Source organism: Actinomadura rugatobispora, from assembly GCF_055379765.1.
Genome location: NZ_AP029191.1, coordinates 5,151,529 through 5,176,234 on the forward strand (window position 1 = coordinate 5,151,529; position 24,706 = coordinate 5,176,234).

At 72.3% G+C, this 24,706-nt stretch carries 23 protein-coding genes; 14 read left to right on the plus strand and 9 right to left on the minus strand.

Translation table 11 applies throughout. The features are described 5' to 3' along the window. Window positions 1-64 precede the first annotated feature (64 nt). On the plus strand, window positions 65-1,081 hold the full coding sequence (locus ACZ466_RS22785) for a hypothetical protein (protein WP_378287424.1): 1,017 nt from the start codon (window positions 65-67) through the stop codon (window positions 1,079-1,081). Window positions 1,082-1,097: 16 nt separating this feature from the next. On the opposite strand, the gene ACZ466_RS22790 is transcribed toward ACZ466_RS22785, so the two are convergent. Beyond that, window positions 1,098-1,619 carry a hypothetical protein gene (locus tag ACZ466_RS22790; protein WP_378287425.1) on the minus strand — a complete coding sequence of 174 codons (522 nt, stop codon included), beginning with the start codon at window positions 1,617-1,619 and terminating at the stop codon, window positions 1,098-1,100. A 124-nt stretch (window positions 1,620-1,743) separates the two neighbouring features. Between ACZ466_RS22790 and ACZ466_RS22795 the strand changes: the two genes are divergently transcribed. From ACZ466_RS22795 to ACZ466_RS22815, 5 genes are all read left to right on the plus strand, one after another. Beyond that, window positions 1,744-2,415 carry a TetR/AcrR family transcriptional regulator gene (locus ACZ466_RS22795; RefSeq protein ID WP_378287426.1) on the plus strand — a complete coding sequence of 224 codons (672 nt, stop codon included), beginning with the start codon at window positions 1,744-1,746 and terminating at the stop codon, window positions 2,413-2,415. Between the two features lie 121 nt (window positions 2,416-2,536). Further along, window positions 2,537-3,139, plus strand: a complete 603-nt coding sequence (locus ACZ466_RS22800) for a PadR family transcriptional regulator (protein WP_378287427.1) — start codon at window positions 2,537-2,539, stop codon at window positions 3,137-3,139. 116 nt (window positions 3,140-3,255) lie between these two features. Then, the gene (locus tag ACZ466_RS22805; protein WP_378287429.1) at window positions 3,256-3,636 is read left to right on the plus strand and encodes an SgcJ/EcaC family oxidoreductase; all 381 of its coding nucleotides are present in this window, start codon (window positions 3,256-3,258) and stop codon (window positions 3,634-3,636) included. Next, the gene (locus ACZ466_RS22810; protein ID WP_378287430.1) at window positions 3,633-4,025 is read left to right on the plus strand and encodes a hypothetical protein; all 393 of its coding nucleotides are present in this window, start codon (window positions 3,633-3,635) and stop codon (window positions 4,023-4,025) included. Before ACZ466_RS22805 ends, ACZ466_RS22810 begins: the two co-directional genes overlap by 4 nt. 348 nt (window positions 4,026-4,373) lie before the next feature. Beyond that, window positions 4,374-5,897: a serine/threonine-protein kinase gene (locus ACZ466_RS22815; protein ID WP_378287431.1), complete on the plus strand. Its 1,524-nt coding sequence runs from the start codon at window positions 4,374-4,376 to the stop codon at window positions 5,895-5,897. A gap of 25 nt (window positions 5,898-5,922) precedes the next feature. Here ACZ466_RS22815 and ACZ466_RS22820 read toward each other — a convergent pair whose 3' ends face one another. Beyond that, window positions 5,923-6,723, minus strand: coding sequence for an FHA domain-containing protein (locus tag ACZ466_RS22820; protein WP_464043928.1), 801 nt, complete (start codon window positions 6,721-6,723; stop codon window positions 5,923-5,925). Between the two features lie 297 nt (window positions 6,724-7,020). On the opposite strand from ACZ466_RS22820, the gene ACZ466_RS22825 reads away from it, so the two are divergent. Next, window positions 7,021-8,406 (plus strand): hypothetical protein, encoded by a 1,386-nt coding sequence (locus tag ACZ466_RS22825; protein ID WP_378287433.1) that lies wholly within the window; start codon window positions 7,021-7,023, stop codon window positions 8,404-8,406. Between the two features lie 114 nt (window positions 8,407-8,520). On the opposite strand, the gene clpB is transcribed toward ACZ466_RS22825, so the two are convergent. The 5 genes from clpB to dnaK all read right to left on the minus strand — a co-directional run bounded on the left by clpB (window position 8,521) and on the right by dnaK (window position 15,520). After that, window positions 8,521-11,127: an ATP-dependent chaperone ClpB gene (gene clpB / locus ACZ466_RS22830; protein ID WP_378287434.1), complete on the minus strand. Its 2,607-nt coding sequence runs from the start codon at window positions 11,125-11,127 to the stop codon at window positions 8,521-8,523. 28 nt (window positions 11,128-11,155) lie between these two features. Further along, window positions 11,156-11,623 carry a heat shock protein transcriptional repressor HspR gene (locus tag ACZ466_RS22835; protein ID WP_378287435.1) on the minus strand — a complete coding sequence of 156 codons (468 nt, stop codon included), beginning with the start codon at window positions 11,621-11,623 and terminating at the stop codon, window positions 11,156-11,158. Between the two features lie 7 nt (window positions 11,624-11,630). Beyond that, window positions 11,631-12,815, minus strand: coding sequence for a molecular chaperone DnaJ (gene dnaJ / locus ACZ466_RS22840; RefSeq protein WP_378287436.1), 1,185 nt, complete (start codon window positions 12,813-12,815; stop codon window positions 11,631-11,633). Between the two features lie 141 nt (window positions 12,816-12,956). Beyond that, window positions 12,957-13,655: a nucleotide exchange factor GrpE gene (gene grpE / locus ACZ466_RS22845; RefSeq protein ID WP_464043929.1), complete on the minus strand. Its 699-nt coding sequence runs from the start codon at window positions 13,653-13,655 to the stop codon at window positions 12,957-12,959. Further along, entirely contained in the window at window positions 13,652-15,520 is a 1,869-nt protein-coding gene (gene dnaK, locus ACZ466_RS22850; RefSeq protein WP_464043930.1) for a molecular chaperone DnaK, read from the minus strand. Before dnaK ends, grpE begins: the two co-directional genes overlap by 4 nt. Window positions 15,521-15,918: 398 nt before the next feature. On the opposite strand from dnaK, the gene ACZ466_RS22855 reads away from it, so the two are divergent. The 4 genes from ACZ466_RS22855 (at window position 15,919) to ACZ466_RS22870 (ending at window position 19,419) form a co-directional block, all read left to right on the plus strand. Beyond that, window positions 15,919-16,485, plus strand: coding sequence for an RNA polymerase sigma factor (locus ACZ466_RS22855; protein ID WP_378293164.1), 567 nt, complete (start codon window positions 15,919-15,921; stop codon window positions 16,483-16,485). Further along, the gene (locus ACZ466_RS22860) at window positions 16,482-17,483 is read left to right on the plus strand and encodes a CU044_5270 family protein (RefSeq protein ID WP_378293162.1); all 1,002 of its coding nucleotides are present in this window, start codon (window positions 16,482-16,484) and stop codon (window positions 17,481-17,483) included. Before ACZ466_RS22855 ends, ACZ466_RS22860 begins: the two co-directional genes overlap by 4 nt. Before the next feature lie 80 nt (window positions 17,484-17,563). Next, the gene (locus ACZ466_RS22865) at window positions 17,564-18,187 is read left to right on the plus strand and encodes an RNA polymerase sigma factor (RefSeq protein WP_378293160.1); all 624 of its coding nucleotides are present in this window, start codon (window positions 17,564-17,566) and stop codon (window positions 18,185-18,187) included. Then, a complete protein-coding gene (locus ACZ466_RS22870) occupies window positions 18,184-19,419 on the plus strand; it encodes a hypothetical protein (RefSeq protein WP_378293158.1) in 1,236 nt (411 codons plus the stop codon). Before ACZ466_RS22865 ends, ACZ466_RS22870 begins: the two co-directional genes overlap by 4 nt. A 32-nt stretch (window positions 19,420-19,451) precedes the next feature. Here ACZ466_RS22870 and ACZ466_RS22875 read toward each other — a convergent pair whose 3' ends face one another. After that, window positions 19,452-20,177 carry a TetR/AcrR family transcriptional regulator gene (locus ACZ466_RS22875; RefSeq protein WP_378293156.1) on the minus strand — a complete coding sequence of 242 codons (726 nt, stop codon included), beginning with the start codon at window positions 20,175-20,177 and terminating at the stop codon, window positions 19,452-19,454. A 47-nt stretch (window positions 20,178-20,224) separates the two neighbouring features. Between ACZ466_RS22875 and ACZ466_RS22880 the strand changes: the two genes are divergently transcribed. Then, window positions 20,225-20,701 carry a hypothetical protein gene (locus ACZ466_RS22880; RefSeq protein WP_378293154.1) on the plus strand — a complete coding sequence of 159 codons (477 nt, stop codon included), beginning with the start codon at window positions 20,225-20,227 and terminating at the stop codon, window positions 20,699-20,701. A gap of 9 nt (window positions 20,702-20,710) precedes the next feature. On the opposite strand, the gene ACZ466_RS22885 is transcribed toward ACZ466_RS22880, so the two are convergent. Continuing rightward, the gene (locus tag ACZ466_RS22885) at window positions 20,711-22,243 is read right to left on the minus strand and encodes a 3-hydroxyacyl-CoA dehydrogenase (protein ID WP_378293152.1); all 1,533 of its coding nucleotides are present in this window, start codon (window positions 22,241-22,243) and stop codon (window positions 20,711-20,713) included. A 151-nt stretch (window positions 22,244-22,394) separates the two neighbouring features. On the opposite strand from ACZ466_RS22885, the gene ACZ466_RS22890 reads away from it, so the two are divergent. Further along, window positions 22,395-23,294, plus strand: coding sequence for a LysR family transcriptional regulator (locus ACZ466_RS22890; RefSeq protein WP_378293150.1), 900 nt, complete (start codon window positions 22,395-22,397; stop codon window positions 23,292-23,294). A gap of 151 nt (window positions 23,295-23,445) precedes the next feature. Continuing rightward, window positions 23,446-24,660 carry an acetyl-CoA C-acetyltransferase gene (locus tag ACZ466_RS22895; protein WP_378293148.1) on the plus strand — a complete coding sequence of 405 codons (1,215 nt, stop codon included), beginning with the start codon at window positions 23,446-23,448 and terminating at the stop codon, window positions 24,658-24,660. Window positions 24,661-24,706 lie beyond the last annotated feature (46 nt).

A 24,706-nucleotide genomic window follows, 5' to 3' on the forward strand; every position in this document is an offset into this window, starting at 1 on the left:
TATCGTAAAAGAGTTCTTTGTCAATGGCCCGCGGCTCGCGGCGGCGCGCCGCTAGGCTGTCGCGGTGGCTCTGGACGATCTCGACCTCGAACAGTGGCGTGACCTGGACGATCGCGACGCCGGCCGACTGGCCGACCGGATCGCCTCGCGCGCGGACGCCGAACCGGTCGAGACGGGGTGGCGCCCCGGCCCCGCCGGACCCGTCCGGTACGTGCTGTTCCGCCGCGACGGGGAGCTGTACGGCCTCGTCCCGGGCGGCGGCGTCGAGGTCGGCTACGACGGCGCCCGGTTCGTCCCGTCGGAGGGGCAGCTGGCCTCCTACGCCTCCTCGTACGAGGAGTACGGGGCGCCGGGGGAGGACTACGGCCTTCCGGCCGACATCCGCGAGACCGTCGACACGCTGACGTCCCCGCCGCGCGCCGTGGACGTCCCGCCGCTGCTGGTGGCGGTCGAGGCGCGGGACGCGGGCCTCACCCGTGTCGCCCCCGACCACCCCCTGATCGCCGAGGCCGCCGCCATGCACCGCGCCGATCCCCGGGAGGATCGCGCCGCGGAGCCCCGGGAGGTCCGCGTCATGTGGCCGCCCGGGAAGCACGCCGCGCGCCAGGCCCGCGTGCTCCTGACCCCGGACGGGACGGTCACCGAGGCCTGGCTGATGTTCTCGCTCGCCGACGACCTGGAACGCATGGCGTCCAAGGGGATGCGGCTCCTCACCCCGGACGAGTGGGAGCACGCCTGCGGCGCGGGCGCCGCCACCCTGTTCCGCTGGGGCGATGACTGCCCCGCCGACCGCTACCCCGGCGCCACCATGCGCGGGGACGGCAGCGTCGAACCCGACCACGGCCCGCATCTGGAGCCCAACGCGTTCGGCCTGAACATCGGCCAGCGCTCCACCCTCCGCGAAGCCACCGCCGACCCGGCCGTGCTCTGCGGCGGCGACGGCGGCAGCGCGGTGTGCGGCGGCTCCGGCTTCTTCCTCGGGTGGCTTCCCCTGGCCACGTCCTACCGCGACGGCGCCGAGGGGCCTACGGCCAACGAGGCCCGCGACGTCCTGGTCCGCCCGGCCATCCCCCTGCACTAGGCGGACGCCGAGGCCGTCACGCCAGGCCGACCGCCACCAGGGCGATGATCGAGCCGGCGAAGGCGATGCCGTGCCGGACGTTCTGGAGGATCGGGGTCCACGACGGGAAGCCGCTCCCGGCGGCCTTGAGCAGCGCCGGCACGTCGACGCGCTCCAGCATGGGGTCGCCCTTGCGCTTGAAGGCCCTCTGGACGGACTGCACGGCGGTCAGCTGGCTCCACAGGATGAGCCCGTTCCCGACCAGGACGAGCGACGAGAAGACATAGGTCAGGGTCTGTCCCCACTCGTTCCCGGCGAGGTTGAGGGCCGCGACGGCGGCCATGACCGCGGCGACCGAGACGGGCACGGCGGTCTCGTGGCCGCCGGCGTCGAAGGTGAGCTTGTTTTCGGCCAGCACGCGGGTGGGGATGCCCTGGCGCCTCAGCTCGGCCTCGGCGTTGGCCTTGGCGGTGGTGGCGCCGTAGCGGTGGCGCAGCATCGGGATGCTGACGAAGGCGAGGGCGACGAGGATCTGGGCGACGGCGGCGACGGTCGTCATGGGGGCTCCCGGGGCGAGTGACTTGTACTTTGTTCAAGTGCGACCCTAAGCATGACTTGAACTAAGTGCAAGTGGTCGACTTGAACTTTGTGCAGGAGGGTCGCCGCTGCCGTATCGTGGCCGCATGCCGCGCACCACGCTGACCAAGGAGCAGATCGTCCGGACCGCCATCGAGCTCCTGGACGAGGAAGGGCTGGAAGGCCTGAACATGCGCGCCCTCGGCCAGCGCCTCGACTCGGCCGCGACCGCCGTCTACTGGCACGTCAAGAGCAAGGACAACCTGCTGCTGCTGGCCGGCGACCAGGTGTGGCAGGAGATCGGGCTGCCCGACCCGGACGCGGTCGGCTGGCGCGCCGCGGCCACGGCCATGGCCACCGACCTGCTGGCGATGTTCACCCGCCACCCCTGGGTCGTGCAGGCACTGGCCTCGCACGTGCTGTACGGTCCGGACAAGGCCCGCCACGACGACCACAGCCTGGGCGTCTACGAGGCCGCGGGCTTCACCGGCGCCGAGGCGGACCAGGCCACAGCGGGCGTCTTCATGTTCGTGCTCGGCAACGCCCTCGGCGAGTCGTCCACCGCCTCGCTGACCAGGAAGCTCAACCGGATGGGCGACGACGCCGGGGAACGCCTGCGCGAGACCATGGCGCAGGCTGCCGAGGTCGGCAAGCAGTTCCCGCGGCTCCGTGCCCGCCTCGGCGACGCCTCCGCCCAGCAGTACGGTGCCGCCCCCGAGAGCAGCTTCGAGTTCGGCCTCCGCGCCCTGCTCGACGGCCTGGAGACCCGCCTCCACTGACCCGTCCCGCGAAATCGGGGAGGGCGTACGACCGCTTACCCCTATATTGCAAATCGCACTATGGCGCTATGCTGTAGTGCACTGCCGCCGACGCGGGTGTCCCACGAGGGAAGGGGGAGGCATGGCGCGGCGTCCCGACCTGGTCGGACTGACCGTGCTGGCGATGCTCTCGGTGCGCGCCGGCCACCCGTACGAGCTGCACCGCTTCATCGTCGACACGCACAAGGACTACGTGACGGGCCTGCCCCGGAGCCTGTACCACGCGGTCGAGCGGCTCGCGGGCGAGGAGCTGATCGTCCCGGTCGAGACCAGCAGGGAGGGCCGCCGGCCGGAACGCACCGTCTACGAGATCACCGACGAGGGCCGCCGCGAGCTGGCCACCCGGCTCCGGGTGCTGCTGGAGAACCCGGGCGCGGAGCGCCGCACCTTCACCGCGGCCGTCTCGCTGCTCGGCGTCCTGCCCGTACCGGACGCGCTGCAGTCCCTGCGCACCAGGGCGGCGGCGCTCGAAGGGGCCCTCACCGGGATGAACGCCCAGCTGAAGGCCCTGAAGGACAGCGGCCTGCCCGACATCCTGGTGATCGAGATCGACTACGAGCGGGCGCTGACCGAGACCGAGCTGGCCTGGGTCCGCGGGCTCGTCGCACGCCTGGAGTCGGGCGAACTGGAATGGTCGAGCGCCGCCGAAGCGAAACCGCTGGCCCAGGTGCTCGGCGAGACCTGAAGAAAGCGGCCGCCGGGGTGCGCCAACACCCCGGCGGCCGGACATCCGAACAAGGCGCCTGCCCTGCCTGGACGCGCGATCCAAGGATAGGCGCCGCGACCGTGAGGAGCCGCGCCATGTCCGTGAACGCGGAAATCGCCGGCCTGCTCTCCCGCCTCGCCGAGGCGTGGAACGCGGGCGACGCCACCGCCTACGCCGCCGTCTTCACCGACGACGCCGACTACATCGCCTTCGACGGCACGCACACCCGGGGGCGTGCGGCCATCGAGTCGTCCCACCGGTGGCTGTTCGACGGGCCGCTCAAGGGATCCACCATGTCCGCGCCCGGCGACACCGCGGCCAAGCCGCTGGCCGACGGCCCGGTCCTGGTGATCGCCCGGGGCGGCACCGCCCTGGCGGGCGGCCCGCCGCGCGACTCGATCGTCTCCTTCACCGCCGTCGGCACGCCCGAGGGCTGGCGCTTCGCCTCCTTCCAGAACACCAGGGCGGCGTCATGAAGACGATCGCCGAGGTGTCCGGGATCATCGAGGCCCCGGTCGCCCGCGTCTGGGACGCCCTCGCGGGCGACCTGCTGCCCGACGGCAGGCGCACCGGCCGCTTCACCGTCGAGGACGCCCCCGGTCACACCTCCACCGTGGAGGTGACCGGTCACACCATCGCGTTCCAGGGCGGCTGGTGGTACCGCGGGGAGTGGAGCGTCAGGCCGCATCCCCAGGGGGCCCTGCTCGTCCACCGCGTCATCAACGTCGCACAGTGGATGCGCTGGGGCGTCCCCTTGGCGAACCGCTTCTTCATAGGCTTCGCCGACCGCACCCGCGAAGCCTTCAACGAGAATCTCACCCGCCTCGGCACCCGCCTGAACGTCCCGACCCACCCGGTGGCGTGATGGTCAGGCGACTTCGGCGTCGCGCAGGGGGTGACGTGCGGCGCTCCACTCCTGGACGGCCTTCTTGCGCATCATGATGACCAGAACGCTCATGGCCCGCGATTGTCGCAGAATGACTCCAATCTTCCAATGGGGTCATTGATCGTCGCACATAAAGATCATTGGGCGGCCGTCCCGCGTTACCGGCAGATGATCTTCTGCTCAGAGTGCGATCTCTCGGATTGCCGTACTGGTTCCCCCAGGGCGCCGCGCTTCGACTAACTTGTTTCCCGGGACGGGGACGCCCTTTCGGTGGCGGCTCGCGTTGCCGTCCTCGGGGCGACCGGCGAACCAGCAGTGGGGGCTTGAGTGGATCCTCTGGGGCCTGGCGATCCGACCCATGCCGGGAAGTATCTTCTGCTGGGACGCCTTGGCGAAGGCGGAATGGGGCGGGTGTTCTTCGGCCGTTCCCCTGGCGGGCGGCCGGTCGCGGTGAAGTTCATCCGAAGCGAATACGCTCACCGGCGCCGTTTCCGTGCCCGTTTCGCCCGCGAGGTCGAGGCCGCTCGCCGGATCGGGGGATTCCATACCGCGCTGGTGATCGATGCGGACCCCGACGCCGATCCACCGTGGATGGTCACGGCCTACATTCCCGGTCCGTCCCTGCAGCGCGCCGTCGACGAGCACGGTCCGCTCGACCTGCAGGCCGTGCGCACCCTGGGCGCCGGGCTCGCCGAGGGCCTGCTCGCCATCCACGCCTGCGGGCTGGTGCATCGGGACCTCAAGCCGGGCAACGTGATCCTGGCGGCCGACGGGCCCAGGATCATCGATCTGGGCGTTGTCGGCACGCAGGACGCCGACCGGATGACCGCGACCGGCGCTGTTCTGGGGACCTACGCCTACATGTCCCCCGAGCAGGTGAACGGCGATCCGGCAGGCCCCGCGAGTGATGTGTTCGCCCTCGGCTCGGTCCTGGGCTTCGCCGCGGGCGGTCGCAGCCCTTTCGGCGCCGAGACGGTCGCGGCGACCCTTCATCGCATCACCGGCGGACCACCCGATCTCGGCGACATACCCGTGGAGAACGGGTATCGCGATCTGATCGCCGGGTGCCTGGCCAAGGATCCCGCCGCCCGTCCGGAACTCCCCGACATTCTCGCCCGGCTGGCCGGTTCCTGGCCGGACGGCAATTGGCTGCCGGCCGCCGTCATGAACATGATCCACTCCACCGAATCGGAGTCCATCGGCGCGCTGAAGTCGGGAACCGGTGAAACAGACCCCCGCATGCACCACCAGAGCACGTTGGACCCCGGCCGCGGACGCCGGCTCCGGCCCCGCGCCGTGCTGGTCGCCGGGGCCGCCGTCGCGGTGCTTTCCGCCGGGGCCGTGGTGCTGGTCCTCACGCTGTCGGGGTCCGCTGAGCGGCCACCGGCCACCCGGCGGTTCGTGCTCGACGACGGCAGGGCCTTCGGGCCGGGCGGGTGGAGTCAGTTCACCGTGCGGGTCGATCCGGCCAACACGGGTGTGCGGCTGACACGCCGACTCGATTCCAGTGTCTCCGGACAGAGTGCGGTCATCTCCGTGAACGGCAGACGGGCCGGACTGTGGGTGGGGCTGGACGGGTCCCTCGTCACCTGGAAGGACCAGACGGTCGAATTCCCGGCGCCCCTCACCGCGGACAGGAAGGCCCTGGTCATAAGAAACACGTTCGCGTCGTCGACGAAGGACTTCAACGAGTTCACCTACTACGTCGACCAGCGGATCGGCGGTCGCTGGGCGCGCGCCGACGTCGTCGACATCGGGCCCGGCCATCCCGAGGACGAACGCGCGCACCGGTATCGCGTCACGGCACCGACCTGGGCGGGAACGCGGAACTTCAGCTACTCGGACACGTAGGCCGGTCGGTTCCCGCGCCGGCCCTTCACGGGCCGTCGGACCGGTCGAGCAGCGCCAGGTCTTCTTCGCGGATCGTCGCCGTGACCAGCAACTCGGTGATGAGGTTGTGGTTGAGCGCGTTGCCGATCGGCGGTGGAACCTCTTTCTCGGTCAACCCGTGCACTTTCCCGCTCAGTCTCTCCCGCACGGTCTTGACGCCGTACGAGGCGACCTTGGCTGTCCAGCCCCTCCGGGGCTGCAGGAGGTCGAGCTCGTAGGCGACCTGAGCCCAGGTCAGCGGCTGGGGGTGAGGCTCCTGTCGAAGGTAGCGCTGGGCGAGACACACCAGCAGCAGACGCTCTTCTTTGGACAGCTTCCACTTGTCGGAGTTGTCCGTCTCGGCCTCGTGCAGTGCCTCCCGGGACGACAGCGCGGCCCCGGTGGCGATCCGCACTTCGAGAAGGTGTTCCTGCCGCGGGGTGACGATGAACAGCGGCGTGTAGGCGGCGGGCAGTTCGGCCTGCTGCCCGCCGAGCACCAGGCGCGAGCCCGGGAACCGGATGGCCATTCTGCCGGTGTTGTGCAGCACCCAGCGCGAACCTTCGTGCGCGATGTATCCGTGCCGCCTGCTGACATGCCGGTCGGCGGCGCCGACGCATACGTGGACATCGGGCTCGCACCGCCCGAACAGCAGGGTGAAGCCCGCGTCCGGTGCCACGCGCATGCCGCCTTCGACCCCCATGACGAAAAGCGTTCCCGGCGGCGTGGCCCTCGGGATCCCGTGTGCGAGGCTGCCGACCTCTCGCGGCAACAGGCGGACCTTCGGGGACCCCTCCTGCGGCGCCAATGGCATCGGCCGCTCCTTTCCCTGTGCGCTCGCTGCGTGTTGCCGGGGGTGCCCGTCCTGGTCCGGACGGGCGATTACCGGTGGCGACGGGGGGAGACGCCTCGTCCACCTCCTGGGCTGCCCTCCCGACTGAAGGTCTGGCCGGACCCGCTCGCGTTGCGGGGATCTTAGGCGGTCCGGTCCGGGACCGGTCCCGGACCGGTGGGACGGTGACCCGGGCGGTTCGGCTTGGGACCCGTCCCGAAGTGCGCGGAAAACAATGGCGTCGGCCTGTCCGTCCACGATGAAGGGACCAGGATGTCCGACTCTCCGCGCCCAACGGGTGATGATCCGCTGGCCGTCGCTCTCGCGAACGCGTCCCTGCTCGGCATCGGCTACCTGTTCCTGGGACGGCGCGGGCTCGCGGTCGTCACCGGGCTGGTCACACTCGTGCTCGCCGTCCTGCTCGCCTCGGTCGTGCAGGCGGTGTGGTTCGAAATCATCGTGGTGCTGTGGTGGGCCGCCTTGATCGCACACGGGTGGACACTGGCCGCCCGTGGGCCGGTCCGGCGGAGACGGCGGCTGATCGCGGCCGCGACCGCACTCCCGGTGCTGTTGACGGTGGGGGTCCTGCGATTCGACGCCTCCGGGATCGAGGAGGCCACCGCCAAGGCCCGCGGCAGCGGCGACTGCGCACGGGCGCTGGCGGCTCAGCGGCGCGTGTGGTTCGGCCAGCGTGTGGCGGACGCCCCGCTCGCGGCGCGCGGGAACGAGACCGTCCAGGCATGCCGGAGGATCGCGGCGGCCGAGGACAAGCTCGCCGCCGCGCTGTCGGGTGACGTGAACGCGTTGCGGGCCGGGTTCCACGGTCTCACGAGGGTCCTTGCGGATCTGCCGGGCCACGAGGAGATGGTCCGGACCGTTCTGGACGGGTTCCTCCGCCGGCTGCCCGCCGGCAAGCCCTGCGCCACGGCCGCGATCACCGATGAGCTCCTCCTGCGGAGGGCCCGTGGGAACGTGCTGGACGGAGCCACCGCCATCGTCCCCCAGACCGCGCCCGCCGCCCTCGTCCGATGCGGCGACGACACCATGACCGCCGAGGACTGGGCAAGTGCGCGCATGCGCTACCAGCAGATGCTCGACGAGTACCCGGGCCACGGGCTCAGGGGCAAAGCCGAAGACGGCGTCGAACGGGCCACCCTGGCCGGCGAACTCGCGCAGGTCCGCGCGCTTCTGGGGGAGAGGTTCGGCGACCAGCCCGAGTACTGCTCCGAGCCCGCCAAGTACAGCGGCGCCGCTCCGTACGGCAAGGGGACCAACCGCGCCTTCTTCGCCGGCGACGACGAGTACACCGGCCGCCTCCCAGGCACGTGGCGGACCACGGACATCGCCAAAGCGGTTCTCGTGGTCTGCGTGGACGAGAGGGAGTACGGCAAGGTCGCCCAGACCTGTCCTTACACCGGGGCCGGGACCGGCGTCACCTACGTGACCTTCCGCAAGATCGCCGTCCCGGTCAAGGCGTACGAACTGCGGACCGGGAAACGCGTCGCCGACAGAGAACTGCAGATCGGCGGCAGGAGCTGCCCATCGTCCTTTTCCTACAGCTCCGTTCCCGGTCTCGGCTCTTCTCCGCCGAGCAAGAAGTACGTCAAGCCTTCCACCGCCGACATCCGTGCCGCCTTCGGCTCCCTGATCACTCGCTGACCGCGTCCGGCGCGGGCGGCGACCGGGCGGACCGAAAGAAGCCGTGCCGTCCCGGGACCGGTTCCAGGCCCGGGACGGCACGCCGCGGTGCGGTTCGGCGAGGTCCTGATCGGGTCAGGACTTGGCGAGGGTGATGCTCCGCGCCGGGCCCACCGTCAGCGCGTCCGCGGCCTCGTCCAGGTCGACCACGACCTCGTCGCCGTCGAGGATCTCCCCCGACAACAGCTCCCGCGCGAGCTGGTCGCCGATCGCCGTCTGCACCAGGCGGCGCAGCGGGCGCGCCCCGTACAGCGGGTCGTAGCCGGTCAGCGCCAGCCACTCGCGGGCCGCCTCGGTCACCGTCAGCGTGAGCTGCCGGTCCGACAGCCGCCTGCCGAGCCGGTCGACCTGCAGGTCGACGATCCGGGTGAGCTCCTGCGTGGACAGCGCGTCGAACAGGATCACGTCGTCCAGCCGGTTCAGGAACTCCGGCTTGAACGCGGCGCGGACCGCGTTCATGACGGCGTCCCGCTTGGCGCCGTTCTCCAGCGTCGGGTCGATCAGGAACTGCGACCCCAGGTTGGAGGTGAGGATCAGGATCGCGTTGCGGAAGTCGACCGTGCGGCCCTGCCCGTCGGTGAGGCGCCCGTCGTCCAGCACCTGCAGGAGGATGTCGAACACCTCGGGGTGGGCCTTCTCGACCTCGTCCAGCAGCACCACCGAGTACGGGCGGCGCCGCACGGCCTCGGTGAGCTGCCCGCCCTCCTCGTAGCCGACGTAGCCGGGCGGGGCGCCGACCAGGCGGGCCACCGAGTGCTTCTCGGAGTACTCGCTCATGTCGATCCGCGTCATCGCCCGCTCGTCGTCGAACAGGAACTCGGCGAGGGCCTTGGCCAGCTCGGTCTTGCCCACGCCCGTCGGGCCCAGGAACAGGAACGAACCGGTCGGGCGGTCGGGGTCGGCGACCCCGGCGCGGGCGCGGCGGACCGCGTCCGACACCGTCCGGACGGCCTGCTCCTGCCCGATCAGCCGCCGGCCGAGCTCCTCCTCCATGCGCAGCAGCTTGGCGGTCTCGCCCTCCATGAGGCGCCCGGCCGGGATGCCCGTCCAGGACGCGACCACGTCGGCGACGTCGTCCGGGCCGACCTCCTCCTTCACCATGGCGTCGCGGTTCTCGCCGTCGGCGGCGGCGACGGCGTCGTCCAGCTGCTTCTCCAGCGCCGGGATCTCGCCGTAGGTCAGCCGCGCCGAGGTCTCCAGGTCGCCGTCGCGCTGCGCGCGCTCGGCCTCCCCGCGGAGCTGGTCGATGCGCTCCTTGATCTCACCGACCCGGTTCAGGCCCGCCTTCTCCCGCTCCCACCGGCCCACCAGCCCGTTCAGCTGCTCCTGCCGGTCGGCCAGGTCGCGGCGCAGCCGCTCCAGGCGCTGCTTGGACGCCTCGTCGGTCTCCTTGCCGACCGCCAGCTCCTCCATCCTGAGCCGGTCGACCGCACGCTGCAGCTCGTCGATCTCCACGGGCCGGGAATCGATCTCCATCCGGAGCCGGGACGCCGACTCGTCGATCAGGTCGATCGCCTTGTCCGGCAGGAACCGGGAGGTGATGTACCGGTCCGACAGCGTGGCGGCGGCCACCAGCGCCGAGTCGTTGATCTGCACCTTGTGGTGCGCCTCGTACCGGCCCTTCAGCCCGCGCAGGATCGCGACGGTGTCCTCCACCGACGGCTCGCCCACCAGCACCTGCTGGAAGCGGCGCTCCAGGGCCGCGTCCTTCTCGATCCGCTCGCGGTACTCGTCCAGCGTGGTCGCGCCGATCATGCGCAGCTCGCCGCGCGCCAGCATCGGCTTGAGCATGTTGCCGGCGTCCATCGCGCCCTCGGCGGCGCCCGCCCCGACGACCGTGTGCAGCTCGTCGATGAACGTGACGATCTGCCCGTCGCTCTGCTTGATCTCGTTCAGGACGGCCTTGAGCCGCTCCTCGAACTCGCCCCGGTACTTGGCGCCCGCGACCATCGCGCCCAGGTCCAGCGACACCAGCCGCTTGCCGCGCAGCGACTCGGGCACGTCGCCCGCCACGATCCGCTGCGCCAGGCCCTCCACCACCGCGGTCTTCCCGACCCCGGGCTCGCCGATCAGCACCGGGTTGTTCTTCGTCCGGCGGGACAGCACCTGCACCACCCGGCGGATCTCGGCGTCCCGGCCGATCACCGGGTCGAGCCGGCCGTCCCGGGCCGCGCCGGTCAGGTCGACGCCGTACTTCTCCAGCGCCTGGTAGGTGTCCTCGGGGTTCTCGCTGGTCACCCGGGCGTGCCCGCGGACCTTCTCGAACGCGTCCAGCAGCGCCTGCGGCGTCGCCCCGAACTCCTTCAGCAGCCCCGCGGCGGGACCGCCGTCGGCGGCCAGGCCCACCAGCAGGTGCTCGGTCGAGACGTACTCGTCCTCCAGCTGCTTGGCCCGGTTCGCCGCGGTGTTGACCGCCACGATCAGCTGCCGCGACATCTGCGGCGACGACACCGTCGACCCCGCCGCCTTCGGCATGCCCGCCAGCTGCTCCTCCGCGCGGCGGCGCAGCGCCTGCCAGTCGGCGCCCACCGCCTCCAGCAGCGGCACCGCCGTGCCCTCCGGCTGGCCGATGAGCGCGACCAGCAGATGCTGCGGCTCGACCTGCGGGTGCCCTTCGGCCGCCGTCCGGCGGACCGCGACCGACACCGCCTCCTGGCTCTTCTGCGTCAGCTTGTAGTCCATGTTCGGTTGACCCCCACTCCCCGTCACATCAGTCTTCGCGGCCGCGCTCGCGCCACACCACGACACCGGTGTGGCGGATCGGCACCAGATCGCCGCCCGGCGTCCCGCCGGGACCCGCCGCCGGGGCGGTGTCGCCGCGCCGGCGCTGCTGCGCCAGGCGCGCGGCCACGGCCCGGGTCGACTCGAGTTCGTTGGCCAGGTCCTCCAGCGCGGCGTGCGCCTTCGCCAGCTGCTCGCGGAGGATGACGTTGTCCCGCTGCAGCTCGAGGATGTGCTTGATGCCCGACAGGTTGATGCCCTCCTCCTGGGAGAGCCGCTGGATCTCCCGGAGCAGCACGATGTCGCGCATCGAGTAGCGGCGGCCCCGCCCGGCCGTCCGGCCGGGGGAGACCAGCCCGAGCCGGTCGTAGGTGCGCAGCGTCTGCGGGTGCAGGCCCGACAGCTGCGCCGCCACCGAGATCACATAGACCGGGGTGTCGTCGCCGAAGGCGTCCATGACGAACTCACTCCTCCCGCGCCTTCTGGAGCAGCTCACTGCGCAGGTCGTCGCCCGCGCCCGTGGCGCGCAGCCGCTCCAGGGCCTCGCGCGTCTGGTCGTCCACCTTCTGCGGCACCTGCACGTCCACCGTCACCAGCAGGTCGCCCTTGGTGCCGTCGCGCCGGGAGGCGCCGCGGCCCCGCACCCGGAACGTCCGGCCGTTCGGGGTGCCCTCCGGCAGGCGCAGCGTCACCGGCTGCCCCTGGAACGTCGGCACCCTGATCTCCGCGCCCAGCGCCGCCTCCGGGAACGTCACCGGCACCGTCAGCGTCAGGTTGTCGCGGTCGCGCCCGAACACCGGATGCGGCCGGACCTTGATGTTCACGTACAGGTCGCCGCCCGGGCCGCCGTTCTCGCCCGGCGCCCCCTTGCCCTTGAGCCGGATCTTCTGGCCGTCGGCGACGCCCGCCGGGATCCGCGCCTGGATCGTCCGGGTGCCGGTCGCGCGGCCGCTGCCGGTGCACGTCGGGCAGGGGTCGTCCACCACCAGGCCCCGGCCGCGGCACTCGCGGCACGGCTCCTGGAACCCGAAGCTGCCCAGGTTGCGGGTCTCGTGCCCGGTGCCCTCGCAGGACGGGCACACCCGCGGCACGGTGCCCGCCTTGGCGCCCGTCCCGCGGCAGCTCGGGCACGCGGCCTCGCTGGTCAGCTTGAGCGGAACGGTCACCCCGTTCATCGCCTTGCCGAACGACAGCGTCACCTCGGTCTCCACGTCCGCGCCGCGCCGTGCCCGGCGCGACCCGGCGGTGGTCCGGGTGCCGCCACCGCCGCGCCCGAACAGCCCGCCGAACAGGTCGCCCAGCCGGTCGCCGGCGCCCCCGGCGCCGCCCGCGCCGCCACCGCCCCCGGTCTGCCCGAAGAGGTCGCCCAGGTCGAACCCGAAGCCGCCGCCGCCCTGCTGCCCGCGGAAACCGCCCGGCATCGCCCGCACCGCGTCGTACTCCTTGCGGCGCTTCTCGTCGGACAGGACGTCGTAGGCCTCGGAGACCTCCTTGAAGCGGTCCTCGGAGTCGGTGTCGCCCTTGTTGGCGTCCGGGTGGTACTTGCGGGCCAGCTTCCGGTAGGACTTCTTGATGTCGTCCTGGGAGGCGTTCTTCGCGACACCGAGGACTTTGTAGTAGTCCTTCTCCAGGTAGTCCTTGGTGCTCACGGCGCCCCGCTCTCTGCTCGTGCCACTGTCGTCAAGTCGTGTCTGCCCCGCGGCGGCCCCGCCCCGATCCGCCGGGTGCGGGGCCACCGCGAGTGTCGGCCGGCGCGCCGCCGGGACGGGCCCGCCCCGGACGGCGCGCGATCAGGCCGGGCCGCCGGCCTGCTCGCCGTCACCGGCCGTGCCGCCGGAACCGGCGGCGCCGGGCGCCGGCGCGGCGCTCGGGTCGGGCTCGGCCACCGCGACCCGGGCGGGCCGCAGGACCCGCTCCCCGATCCGGTAGCCGGGCTGCAGGACGTCGGTCACGCTGGTCTCGGTCACGTCGGCCGAGTACCCGTGCATGAGGGCCTCGTGGACGGTCGGGTCGAACGGCTCGCCCTTCGCCCCGTACCGCTCCAGGCCGAGCTTTCCGGTCACCGCCTCCAGCGCCTCGCCCACCGACTTGAACCCGCCCACGAGCTCGTCGTGGTCGCGGGCCCGGCCGATGTCGTCCAGCACCGGGAGCAGTTCGTTCAGCACGTTCGCCAGGGCCTGCTCGCGCACGGCCACCCGGTCCCGCTCGACCCGCTTGCGGTAGTTGTCGTACTCCGCCTTGAGCCGTTGCAGGTCCGCGGTGCGCTCGGCGAGCTGGGTCTTGAGCGCTGCGGCCTCCCCGTCCGCGGCGGGCGCCGTGCCCCCGCCCGGGGTGGCGCCGCCGGGGGCCGCCCCGCCGGGCGCGCCCGGGGGCTGCGGCTGCGCCGCCGGCTCCCGGACCGCGCCCGTCTGGGGGTCGATGCGCCGCTTGTCGCGGATCACCGGGCCCTCACGCTCCTCGCCCTCGCCCTTGGTGGGAGGGGTCGTCACGCGGCACCGTCCTTCTTTTCCTTGTCGTCGTCCACGATCTCGGCGTCGACCACCTCGTCGTCCTGACCGGCGGCGCCGCCCTGGGCGTCGGCCGTCGGGCCGGCGTCGGCGCCGGCCTGCGCGCCCTCGGGGTTCTGCGCGTACATCGCCGCGCCCATCTTCTGGCTGACCTGGGCCAGCTTCTCGGCGCTGGTGCGGATGGCGTCGACGTCGGTGCCCTCGAGGTTCTTCTTGACCTCGGCGACGGCCTCCTCGACCTCGGTCTTGGTCTCCGCGGGGATCTTCTCGTCGTTCTCCCGCAGGAACTTCTCGGTCGAGTACGCGAGGGTGTCGGCCTGGTTGCGGACCTCGGCCTCCTCCTTGCGCCGGCGGTCCTCCTCGGCGTACTCCTCGGCGTCGCGCATCATCTTGTCGATGTCGTCCTTGGGCAGCGCGCTGCCGCCCGTGATGACCATCGACTGCTCGCGGCCGGTGCCCTGGTCCTTGGCGCTGACGTTGACGATGCCGTTGGCGTCGATGTCGAAGGTGACCTCGATCTGCGGCACGCCGCGCGGCGCCGGGGGCAGGCCGGTGAGCTGGAAGGTGCCCAGCTTCTTGTTGTAGGCGGCGATCTCCCGCTCGCCCTGGAAGACCTGGATCTCCACGGACGGCTGGTTGTCGTCGGCCGTGGTGAAGGTCTCCGAGCGCTTGGTGGGGATGGTGGTGTTGCGCTCGATGATCTTGGTGAAGATGCCGCCCTTGGTCTCGATCCCCAGCGACAGCGGGGTCACGTCCAGCAGCAGGACGTCCTTGACCTCGCCCTTGAGCACGCCCGCCTGCAGGCTCGCGCCGATCGCCACGACCTCGTCGGGGTTGACGCCCTTGTTGGGCTCCTTGCCCCCGGTCAGCTCCTTGACCAGCTCACTGACGGCCGGCATGCGCGTCGAGCCGCCGACCAGGACGACCTGGTCGATGCCGTCCACGGTGATCCCGGCGTCCTTGAGCACCTGCTTGAACGGCGCCTTGGTCCGCTCCAGCAGATCGGAGGTCATCCGCTGGAACTCGCCCCGGGTCAGCTTCTCGTCCAGGTGCAGCGGACCCTCGGAGGAAGCGGTGATGTAGGGAAGGTTGATCTGCGTCTCCGAGGACGACGACAGCTCGATCTTGGCCTTCTCGGCCGCCTCGCGCAGCCGCTGCAGCGCCATCTTGTCCTTGGACAGGTCCACGCCGTTGGCGTTCTTGAACTTCTCCACCAGCCACTCGACGACCTTGTTGTCCCAGTCGTCGCCGCCCAGGTGGTTGTCACCGGAGGTCGCCTTGACCTCGACCACCCCGTCGCCGACCTCCAGCAGCGACACGTCGAAGGTGCCGCCGCCCAGGTCGAACACCAGGATGGTGGCCTCGTTCTCCTTCTCCAGGTGGTAGGCCAGCGCCGCGGAGGTGGGCTCGTTGATGATCCGCAGCACGTTCAGCCCGGCGATCTGCCCGGCCTCCTTGGTGGCCTGCCGCTGGTGGTCGGAGAAGTAGGCCGGCACGGTGATCACCGCGTCGGTCACCTTCTCGCCCAGGTAGGCCTCGGCGTCCCGCTTGAGCTTCTGCAGCACGAACGCGCTGATCTGCTGGGGGGTGAACGGCTTGTCGTCGATCTTGGTCTTCCAGTCGGTGCCCATCTCGCGCTTGACCGACCGGATGGTGCGGTCGACGTTGGTCACCGCCTGCCGCTTGGCGACCTCACCGACCAGCACCTCGCCGTTCTTGGCGAACGCCACCACCGACGGCGTGGTCCGCGAACCCTCCGCGTTGGCGATCACCGTGGGCTCGCCGCCCTCCAGGATCGCGACGACCGAGTTGGTCGTCCCCAGGTCGATACCGACCGCACGTGTCATGTCCCTCGTCCTCCGTCGTGTGGTTCTCGTCCGGTATGTGGGCCGGCCCGCCTCCGCCTGAGGGCGGGACGGCGGCCGGTCGAGTCTCTGTTGGCAAGGGTGCCGTGAGCGACTCCCTCTGTCAAATCACTTGAGTCTTGGCGACTCAACTTTGCTGACGACCTCTTCAACAGGACGATTGAGCGATGTATTCCGGTTCCCCGCGGCCGGGAGCGAGCGCAGATTCGTCGCCGAGGACGACGGCCCGGGGCCGCGCCCTCCGCCGGACGAGCGACCGCCCTCCGCCGTGAGAAGGACGCCGGGCGATGGCGGGCGTTCCGGACCGGGGTGTAAGAAGTGGCCGATCTCGATCACTTCCCGGGTGATGGCCCCCAAACCCCCGGGACGAAGGGTTCGACGTGACGGATCCCGACGACAGGGCCCGGTTCACGGCGCTGTACGACACGCACTACGACCGCGTGTACGCCTACGCCGTGAGCCGGGCCGGCCGGCATCTCGCCGAAGAGGTCGCCGGTGACACGTTCTGTGTCGCCTGGCGGCGGATGCGCGACCTGCCGGACGCCGAGCTGCCGTGGCTGCTCGGCATCGCCCGCAACGTGGTGCGCGAGTCGTACCGCACCCAGGCCCGGCGCGACTCCCTGGACGCCGAGCTGCGCGCCTGGACCTCGCCGGCCGAGCTGACCGCCGGCGACATCGCGGAGGCGGTGGTCGAGCGCGCCGAGATGCTGCGGGCGCTGGCCGCCCTCTCCGCGGAGGACCGCGAGCTCCTCACGCTGGTCGCCTGGCACGGCCTCACCCCCGGCCAGGTGGCGCGGGTGGTCGGGTGCTCGAAGGCGACCTTCTTCGTGCGCCTGCACCGCGCCCGGCGCCGCCTCGCGCGCGCCCTCACCCTGCCTCCCGCCGCCCCTCCGGCCGGGGAGGCCGCCGCACGATCCGTACTGACCCCTGGAAGTGAGCGCGCATGAGCGACCGCGACGACATCATGGACCGGATCGCCGGCACCCGTCCCGCCTCCCTCACACCTCCGCACGACCCGTCCCGGCGCGACCGCGACCTCGCCCGCGCCATGACCGCCGCCGTCCCGGGACCGTCCAGGACGGGCCGCGGCGGACGCTCCGCGCGCCGGGCACCGCGCTGGGCCGCCCTCGGCACCGGCCTCACCGCCGCCGCGGCGGCCGCGATCGTGGCGATCAGCGGTCTCGGGACGGGCACCCCGGCCGGGCCGCCGTCCGCGCCCCCGACCAAGGCCGGGCAGCCAGGGGCGTCGGTGGAGGCGTTGCAGCAGATGTCGAGCCGGCAGGTGCTTCTGATGGCCGCGACCGCGGCGGAACGCAAGCCGGCCACCGACGGCGCCTACTGGAAGGTGAGCCACATCCGGCAGAACCACGCCGGCAGGTCACTTGAGGTGGACTGGAAAGGCAAGGACGGGGCGTACTGGAGCGGGCACCTCTGGCTCGGAGGGCCCAGAAAGCCTGCGGGAGAGCGCGGCTGGCTCACGCGCGGCCCGCGGTCGAACCGGTTCTCGGTGGTGGACCAGCCGCTCACCCTGAAGGAGATCCGCGGCCTGCCCACCACCCCCGAGGGCATCGAGCGGTGGGCGCGGAAGGTCGCGTCCGGGGTCTCTCCCAACTGGCGGAAGGTGGACATCGAGGGATTCGTCGACACCCTCCTGACCTACCTGCTGGTCCAGGTGCCCGCGCTGCCCGCGACCCGGGCGGCGGCGTTCCGGGCGCTGGCCGACCGGCCGGGCGTCCGGGACGGCGGCGTCGCCCGCGACCAGCGCGGACGGCCGGGCCGCGAGCTGCGGCTCGGCAAGGACGGGCAGGAGCGTGTGCTGGTCGATCCCGCCACCTCGCAACTGCTGTCGATCAGGACGGTCCTTCCCAGGCACCCCGAGTTCTCGGAGACCTACCTGGAAGTCGGCTGGACCGACGAGAAGCCGCGCGTGCCGACCGCTCCCTGAGGCCGGGGCGGGGCCGTGAAGGCGGATCCCCGGTGCGGATGAGTACGGGGTGACAGCCTCCCCCACGACAAGGACCTCCCATGAGACAGAGCCACGCCTCGGCCGAGGCCGCGGAGCCCGGATCCGACCCACCGGCGGACGACGCGGAGACGATCGCGAGGTCGTGGCATGAGCCCGAACTGTTCGCCGGGATCTTCCACCGGTACTTCGCGGAGATCCACCGCTACGTCGCCCGCCGCCTGGGCGCCGACGCCGCCGACGACATCGCCGCCGAGACGTTCCTGGCCGCGTTCCGCCGCCGGGACCGGTTCGACCCGGAGAAGGGGGCGGTCCGGGCCTGGCTGTACGGGATCGCCACCAACCAGGTCGGCCTGCACCGGCGGGCCGAGCGGCGCCACTACCGCGCGCTCGCCCGCACCCCGGTCGACGGCGTCGCCGACGGTCACGAGGACCGCGTCGCCGCCCGGGTCAGTGCGGGCGAGGTCGGGGGAGAGCTCGCCAGGGCCCTGGCCCGGCTGTCCTCCGGCGACCGCGACGTCCTCCTCCTGGTGGCGCTCGCGGACCTCTCGTACGACGAGGTCGCGGCGGCGCTGGATCTGAAGACCGGCACGGTGGCGTCAAGGCTGCACAGGGCTCGGAAGAAGGTGCGCGAGGCGCTGGGCGGGGCCGATCGGATGCTGACCACTGAGGAGTCCACGGCATGAACGAGATGAAGATGGTCCGCGATCTGCTCGCCGAGCCCGCGCCGCCGTCCGTCCGCGCCACCGGCGCGGCATTGCAGGCCCTGGAGTCGGAGATCGCCGGACGCCGTCCGCGGCGCCGCGTCCGGGCCCGGCGGCGCCTGGTCGGGCGGATGCAGCTCGGCCTCACCGGCCTGGTCGCCGCTGGGGCCGCGGCCGCCGTCGCCGTCGCCACGTTGGGGGGCGGCGGGACGGCGGTACCGCAGCCGGAGGAGTCCGGCGGCACGTCTGCGCGGTCGATCCTGCTTGCCGCGGCCGAGCAGGCGGCCAAGGAGCCGACCGGGCGCTACTGGCGCGTCCAGACCGTCGACGGCCAGGCATACCGGGTCGGCGACGAGGGCGCGGGCGGCTACACCGTCCTGGGCTACACCTCCCAGTGGGACAGGTGGACGGCCCGCTCAGACTCGGACGACAACGTCCTCTATGCCCGCGACCTGGGCGCCCGCCCGCTGACAGCGGCCGACAAGGCCGCCTGGAAGAAGGCGGGCTCGCCCAAGACGATGCGCGTCTGGTCCAACGACCACTGGGCCACGCTCAGCACCGTCCCGGGCAAGACGTACGGTGTCGGGCCCGGCGGGTGGCAGGAGGACCGCACCACCTCCGAGCGGAAGAAGCGGGCCGCCAAGGATTTCGAGCAGGTCTGCGCGAAGATGCGCAAGGACGGCAAGCCCCTCTCCGACGCGGACTGCCGCGCGCTCAGGGAGGGCCCGAACGACGTGAGCGTGGTAGCCGACCCGTCGAAGGTCGGGGAACTGCTCTTCCCCAAGCGCACCAAGCAGATCCCAGCGCACGCCCGGGAGGTGCCCGCAGGTCTCCGGACGCAGGAACGCGACGCCGCGGGCGACCTGATGTCGGGCTTCATGTTCCTCACCCTTCGCCCCGCGACGCCCGAGGTGCGGGCGGCGGCGTTCCGTCTCCTCGCCGGCGTGTCCGGCGTCCGGACGATCGGGTCGGTGACCGACGACCGGGGGCGCACCGGGATCGGGCTGGCCGCGCGCGGCACCATGCAGGAGGGCAGCGGAACCGTCTTCGACTACCAGCTCATCCTGGAGCCGAAGACCTACCGGATCCTCTCCGGGCGGAAGGTCGTGGTCAAGCCGGGCGGCTCCATGAAGGGCATGCGGCCGGGGGACGTCCTGAACCGGGATCTCGTCCTCCAGGCCGGCTGGACGAACGAGACCCCGCACCACGCCTGACACTCCATGCTGCGGAGGGCCTGGCCGGGGACTCACCCCCGGCCGGGCCTGCGCGCCTCAAGGCCGTCGAGGACGGTTTCGAGGCCGAAGGCGAAGCGGGCCTCCAGGATGTTCTCGGTGTCGTCGCCGGACCAGATGTCGCGGATGTGCGCGGCCAAGCGGGGGCGTTCGGCGTCCATCCGGGCGAGGTAGGGGCCCAGGGAGTGCATCCAGTCCGCGGCGGTGGTGCCGGTCTGGGCGGCGTGCCGGCCGGCCTCGCTCCCGGCGGCGCCGACGACGTAGTCGACGACCAGTGACCAGGCGTATTCGAGGTCGTGGCCGGTGAAGCCGGCGTGCGCGAAGACGGCGAGGGTCTCGTCGAGGGCGCGGGCGGCGTTGGGGCCCAGCATGGGGCGGTCGCCGAAGAGGGTGACCGTCCAGGGGTGTCGGTGGATCATCGCGCGGAGGCCGCGGGCGTAGCCGGCGGCGGCCTCGCGCCAGCCCCGCTCGGCGGGGTCGGGGACGGTCACCTCGCCCATGACGCGGTCGAGGGCCAGTTCGAGCAGCTCGTCCTTGTTGGCCACATGCCAGTAGACGGAGGTGGCGCCCGCGTTGAGGCGGGTGCCGAGGCGGCGCATGCTCAGGCCCGCGAGCCCCTCGGCGTCGAGGAGGCCGAGGGCGGCGTCGACGATCTGGTCGCGGCCGAGGGTGGGCTGCTCGCGGCGCCGCCGTTCGGGGCGCGTCCACACCGAGGTGGGGCCCTTCTCGCTCCCGGCCATCGCCCGGTCTCCTCTCCCTCACCTCTCCCGCGTATCTCGTACAGAGTATGAGAGTTGAACAGCGTGCGAGTTTACTCGTACAGTGTGCGAGTCAACTCTGCCTGATCTCCGGGCCCGGGCACGGCTGGACGGGCGCCCGCACGCTCGGCGGGCTGGCCGTCGCCGCGGTCGCGCTGGCCGCGTTCGCCGCCTGGCAGCACCGCAACCCCGAGCCGATGCTCGATCTGCGGCTGCTGGCCCGGCCCGGCTTCTCCGGCGCCGCGATCGTGATCGCGCTGTTCGCGTTCGCGCTGGCCGGGACGCTGTTGGCGCTGACCCAGTTCCTCCAGCTGGTGCTGGCGTACGGGCCGCTGAAGGCCGGGCTGGCGCTGCTGCAGGTGGCGGTCGCGGCGGCGTTCGGCAACGGCGCGGGCGCCGCGCTGGACGCCCCCCTGCTCGCCGCCTTCGTGCTGCGGCGCTCCGTTCCCGGCGCGCCGCCCGTCGCGCAAGCGGCTCCTTCGGCGGAGCCGGCGAAGTCGGACTGACTCCTTCGGTCAGCGCAGGTCGCCGGGGGTGGTGCCGGTCTCGCTCAGGGGGAGGCCGAGTTCGGCTCGTTCGACCAGCCAGGGGCTCGGGCGGTAACGCGGGTCGCCGGTGGCGGCGTGCAGGGCGCGGAGAATGCGCAGGATGGTGGAGGGCCCCACGCGATCGCCCCATTCCAGAGGTCCCTGCGGGTAGCCCAGGCCGAGCTTGACGGCCGTGTTGATGTCCTTGGGGTCGGCCAGGCGCAGTTCGGCGATCGCGGAGGCGACGTTAACGATCGAAGCGAGCAGCCGTTGCGCGACCGTACCGGGGGCGTCTCGTACGACGGTCACGGGCTGGCCGGTGCTGCCGAGTGCGGCGAGCGCGGCCCGTCCTACGGCGGGGTCCACTCCGGGGTGCACGGCCAGGGTGAGCCGCCCGGAGAAGTCGCCCAGGGGGTCGACCGAGAGGGTCCGTTCGGCGGGGAGGCCGTGCGCATGGGCGGCCTCAAGCGCGCTCTGGCCGTACGGGGTGACCAGGATGACCGCCTCATCAGAAGGCCGCGGACCCGCTTCCAGCTGGACGTCGCCCTTGGCGAGGAGAGTGCGCAGGGGCTCGGAGTCGTGCACCCACACCGGACGCGGGTCGGCCGAGGGGATGGGCGGCTCGGGCGGCTCCTGCTTGGCGCCGTCCACGTACCGGTAGAAGCCCTCGCCCGTCTTACGGCCGAGCAGCCCGGCCTCTACGCGGGTGCGCGTGACCCTGGACGGCCGCAGCCGCGGGTCCCCGTAGAAGCCGTTCCAGATGATTTCCATCACCGGGTGGGAGACGTCCAGGCCGGTCATGTCGAGCAGCTCACACGGGCCCATCTTCAAGCCGAGGGCCTCGCGGGCGATGCGGTCGAGGTCCGCGGGCTCGGCCACCGCCTCGGACAGCACCTGCATGGCCTCGGTGACCAGCCCGCGCCCGGCGTGGTTGACCAGGAAGCCGGGGGTGTCGGGGGCCAGCACGGGCTCGTGGCCCAGCCGCCGCACGAGGTCCACCAGCTCGCCGGGCAGCCAGGCGGCCGTCCGGGCACCGGGGATCACCTCGACCAGGCGCATCAGCGGCACGGGATTGAAGAAGTGCAGGCCCGCCAGGCGGCTCGGATCCTCCATCGCGGCGCCGATCGCGGTCACCGACAGGGAACTGGTGTTGGTGACCAGGACCGTGCCCTCGCCGCACACCTTCTCCAGTGCCGCGAACAGCTCCCGCTTGGTCTCCAGGTCCTCGCGCACGGCCTCGACCACCAGGTCGCAGCCGTCGGCGGGGGCCAGCGGGTCGCCGACCGGGCGGAGCCTGGCCTTGGCCGCCGCGGCGTCGCCGGCCGTCATGCGGCCCTTGCCGGCGAGCTTGTCGAACATCGCGCCGACCTGGTCGACGGCGGCGGTCACGGCCTCGGCGCGCACGTCGGCCAGCTCCACCGTCAGGCCGCCCGCCGCGGCGAGCTGGACGATCCCGCGCCCCATCACGCCGGTCCCGATCACCCGGATCGTGCGGACCCGCCCGGCCGTCCACCGCTCCATCAGCGCATCTCCCTGTCGTTCCCGCCTGTCGTTCCGGCACCGCGGTCGCGTGTCGTCGTGCTGGTATGGAATCCCACCGGGGCGGTCGAATTCAAGAGTTGACTCAGTACAATCGACCGATGGCTGATACCTGAACAGTCATAATCGGGTCATGGAGTTCCGGCACCTCGCCGGGTTCGTGGCCGTGGCCGAGGAGCTGCACTTCGGCCGGGCCGCCGCCCGCCTGCACATCGCCCAGCCGCCGCTCAGCCAGCAGATCCGCCAGCTCGAACACGAGCTCGGCGTGCAGCTGTTCGAGCGCAGCACCCGTTCGGTGCGGCTCACCTCGGCGGGCCGGGCGTTCCTCGAACCCGCCCGGCGCGTGCTGGCCGACCTCGACGTCGCCCGCCGCGCCGCGCAGGCCGGGGGACGCGGCGAGGTCGGCCGGGTGACGATCGGGTTCGCCGGGGCCAGCAGCCACGAGACGCTGCCCGTGCTCACCAAGGCCGTCCGCGCCCGGCACCCCGGCATCGAGCTGGTGCTGCGCGGCCAGACCTACTCCGGCGAGGCCGTCACCAAGGTCGCGGGCGGCGACCACGACCTCGGCTTCGTCCGGCTGCCCGTGCACCGCGAGGGCGTCCTCGTCCGGCTGATCGAGCGGGAGTTCCTGGTCGCGGCGCTGCCCGCCGAGCACCCGCTGGCCCGCCACCACGAGATCCGGCTGCCCGACCTGGCCGCCGAACCGTTCGTGACCTTCCCCGGCACACGCGGCTCGGCGGTGCGGGACGCCCTGGTGCACGCCTGCGTCGCCGCCGGGTTCCAGCCCCGGATCGTGCAGGAGGCGCCCGACTCGTACACGATCCTGGCGCTGGTCGGGGCGGGGGTCGGGGTCACGCTGACGGTCTCGTCGGTGCAGCACATCCGCATCCCCGGCATGGTCTACCGGCCGCTGGCGGGCCGTCCGAACGTGCTGGAGCTGGCGCTGGCCTGGCGCGCGGACAACCCGTCGGCGGCGCTGCGCTCCGTCCTGGCCGTGGCCGAGGAGGTCCTGCCCACCCCGGAGACCTCCTAGCGATCTCCGCGGCGGGCGATTATGTCGGCCGGCGTATCACTGTGTGCCGGATTTGGTATCGACCGTGATCGGGCCGGTGCGCCCGGGGCGTGCCTATCCTCGTGGCGGACGCCCGGGGACAGGGCGGACGCCAAGGGACATGGAGCGAGTGATGCGCGAAGCGGTGATCTGCGAGCCGGTACGGACCCCGATCGGCCGGTTCGGCGGGGCGTTGAAGACGGTCCCGCCGGTCGAACTGGCGGCGACCGTGATCCGGGCGCTGCTGGAGCGCACCGGCCTGCCCGGCGAGGCGGTGGACGAGGTGTTCCTGGGCAACTGCTACCCCACCTCCGACGCCCCCGCCATCGGCCGCGTCGCCGCACTGGACGCCGGGCTCCCCGTCGAGGTCGGCGGCCTCCAGATCGACCGGCGCTGCGGTTCCGGCCTCCAGGCCGTCGTGAACGCCGCCCTCCAGGTGCAGACCGGGGCGAGCGACCTGATCATCGCCGGCGGGGCCGAGAGCATGAGCTCCGCGCCGTTCTACACGACCGAGGCGCGCTGGGGCATCCGCGGCTCCGGCCTCGAACTGCACGACTCGCTCGCCCGGGGCCGCGTCACCGCGGGCGGCGACCGGTACCCGGTCCCCGGCGGCATGCTGGAGACCGCCGAGAACCTGCGCCGCGAGTACGGCATCTCCCGCGACGAGCAGGACCGCCTCGCCGTCATGTCGCACGAGCGGGCCGTGGCCGCCCAGCGCGAGGGCCGCTTCGCCGACGAGATCGTCCCGGTCACGGTGCGGTCCCGCAAGGGCGACACGGTCGTGGACGCCGACGAGCACCCGCGTCCGGGCACCACCGTGGAGAGCCTCGCCAAGCTGCGTCCCGTCCTCGGGAAGGGCGACGACCAGGCCACCGTCACGGCGGGCAACTCCAGCGGCCAGAACGACGGCGCCGCCGTGTGCGTGGTGACCACGCCCGAGCGCGCCGCCGAGCTGGGCCTGCGCCCCCTCGTCCGGCTGGTGTCCTGGGCGCGGGCGGGCGTGCCGCCCCGCACGATGGGGATCGGCCCGGTGCCCGCCACCGCGAAGGCGCTGGAGCGGGCCGGGCTCGGCCTGTCCGACATCGACCTCATCGAGCTGAACGAGGCGTTCGCCGCCCAGGTCCTCGCCGTCCTCCGCGAGTGGGGCCTGAAGGAGGACGACTACGACCGGCTCAACGTCAACGGCTCCGGCATCTCCCTGGGGCACCCGGTGGGCGCCACGGGCGCGCGGATCCTCGCCACCCTGGCCCGCGAGATGGACCGCCGCGAGGCCCGCTACGGGCTGGAGACCATGTGCATCGGCGGCGGCCAGGGCCTCGCCGCCGTCTTCGAGCGCGTCCCCGCCTGACCCTCCTCTCCCGGAATCTTTGCGAAGCCGGGTAACGATGGGCCTT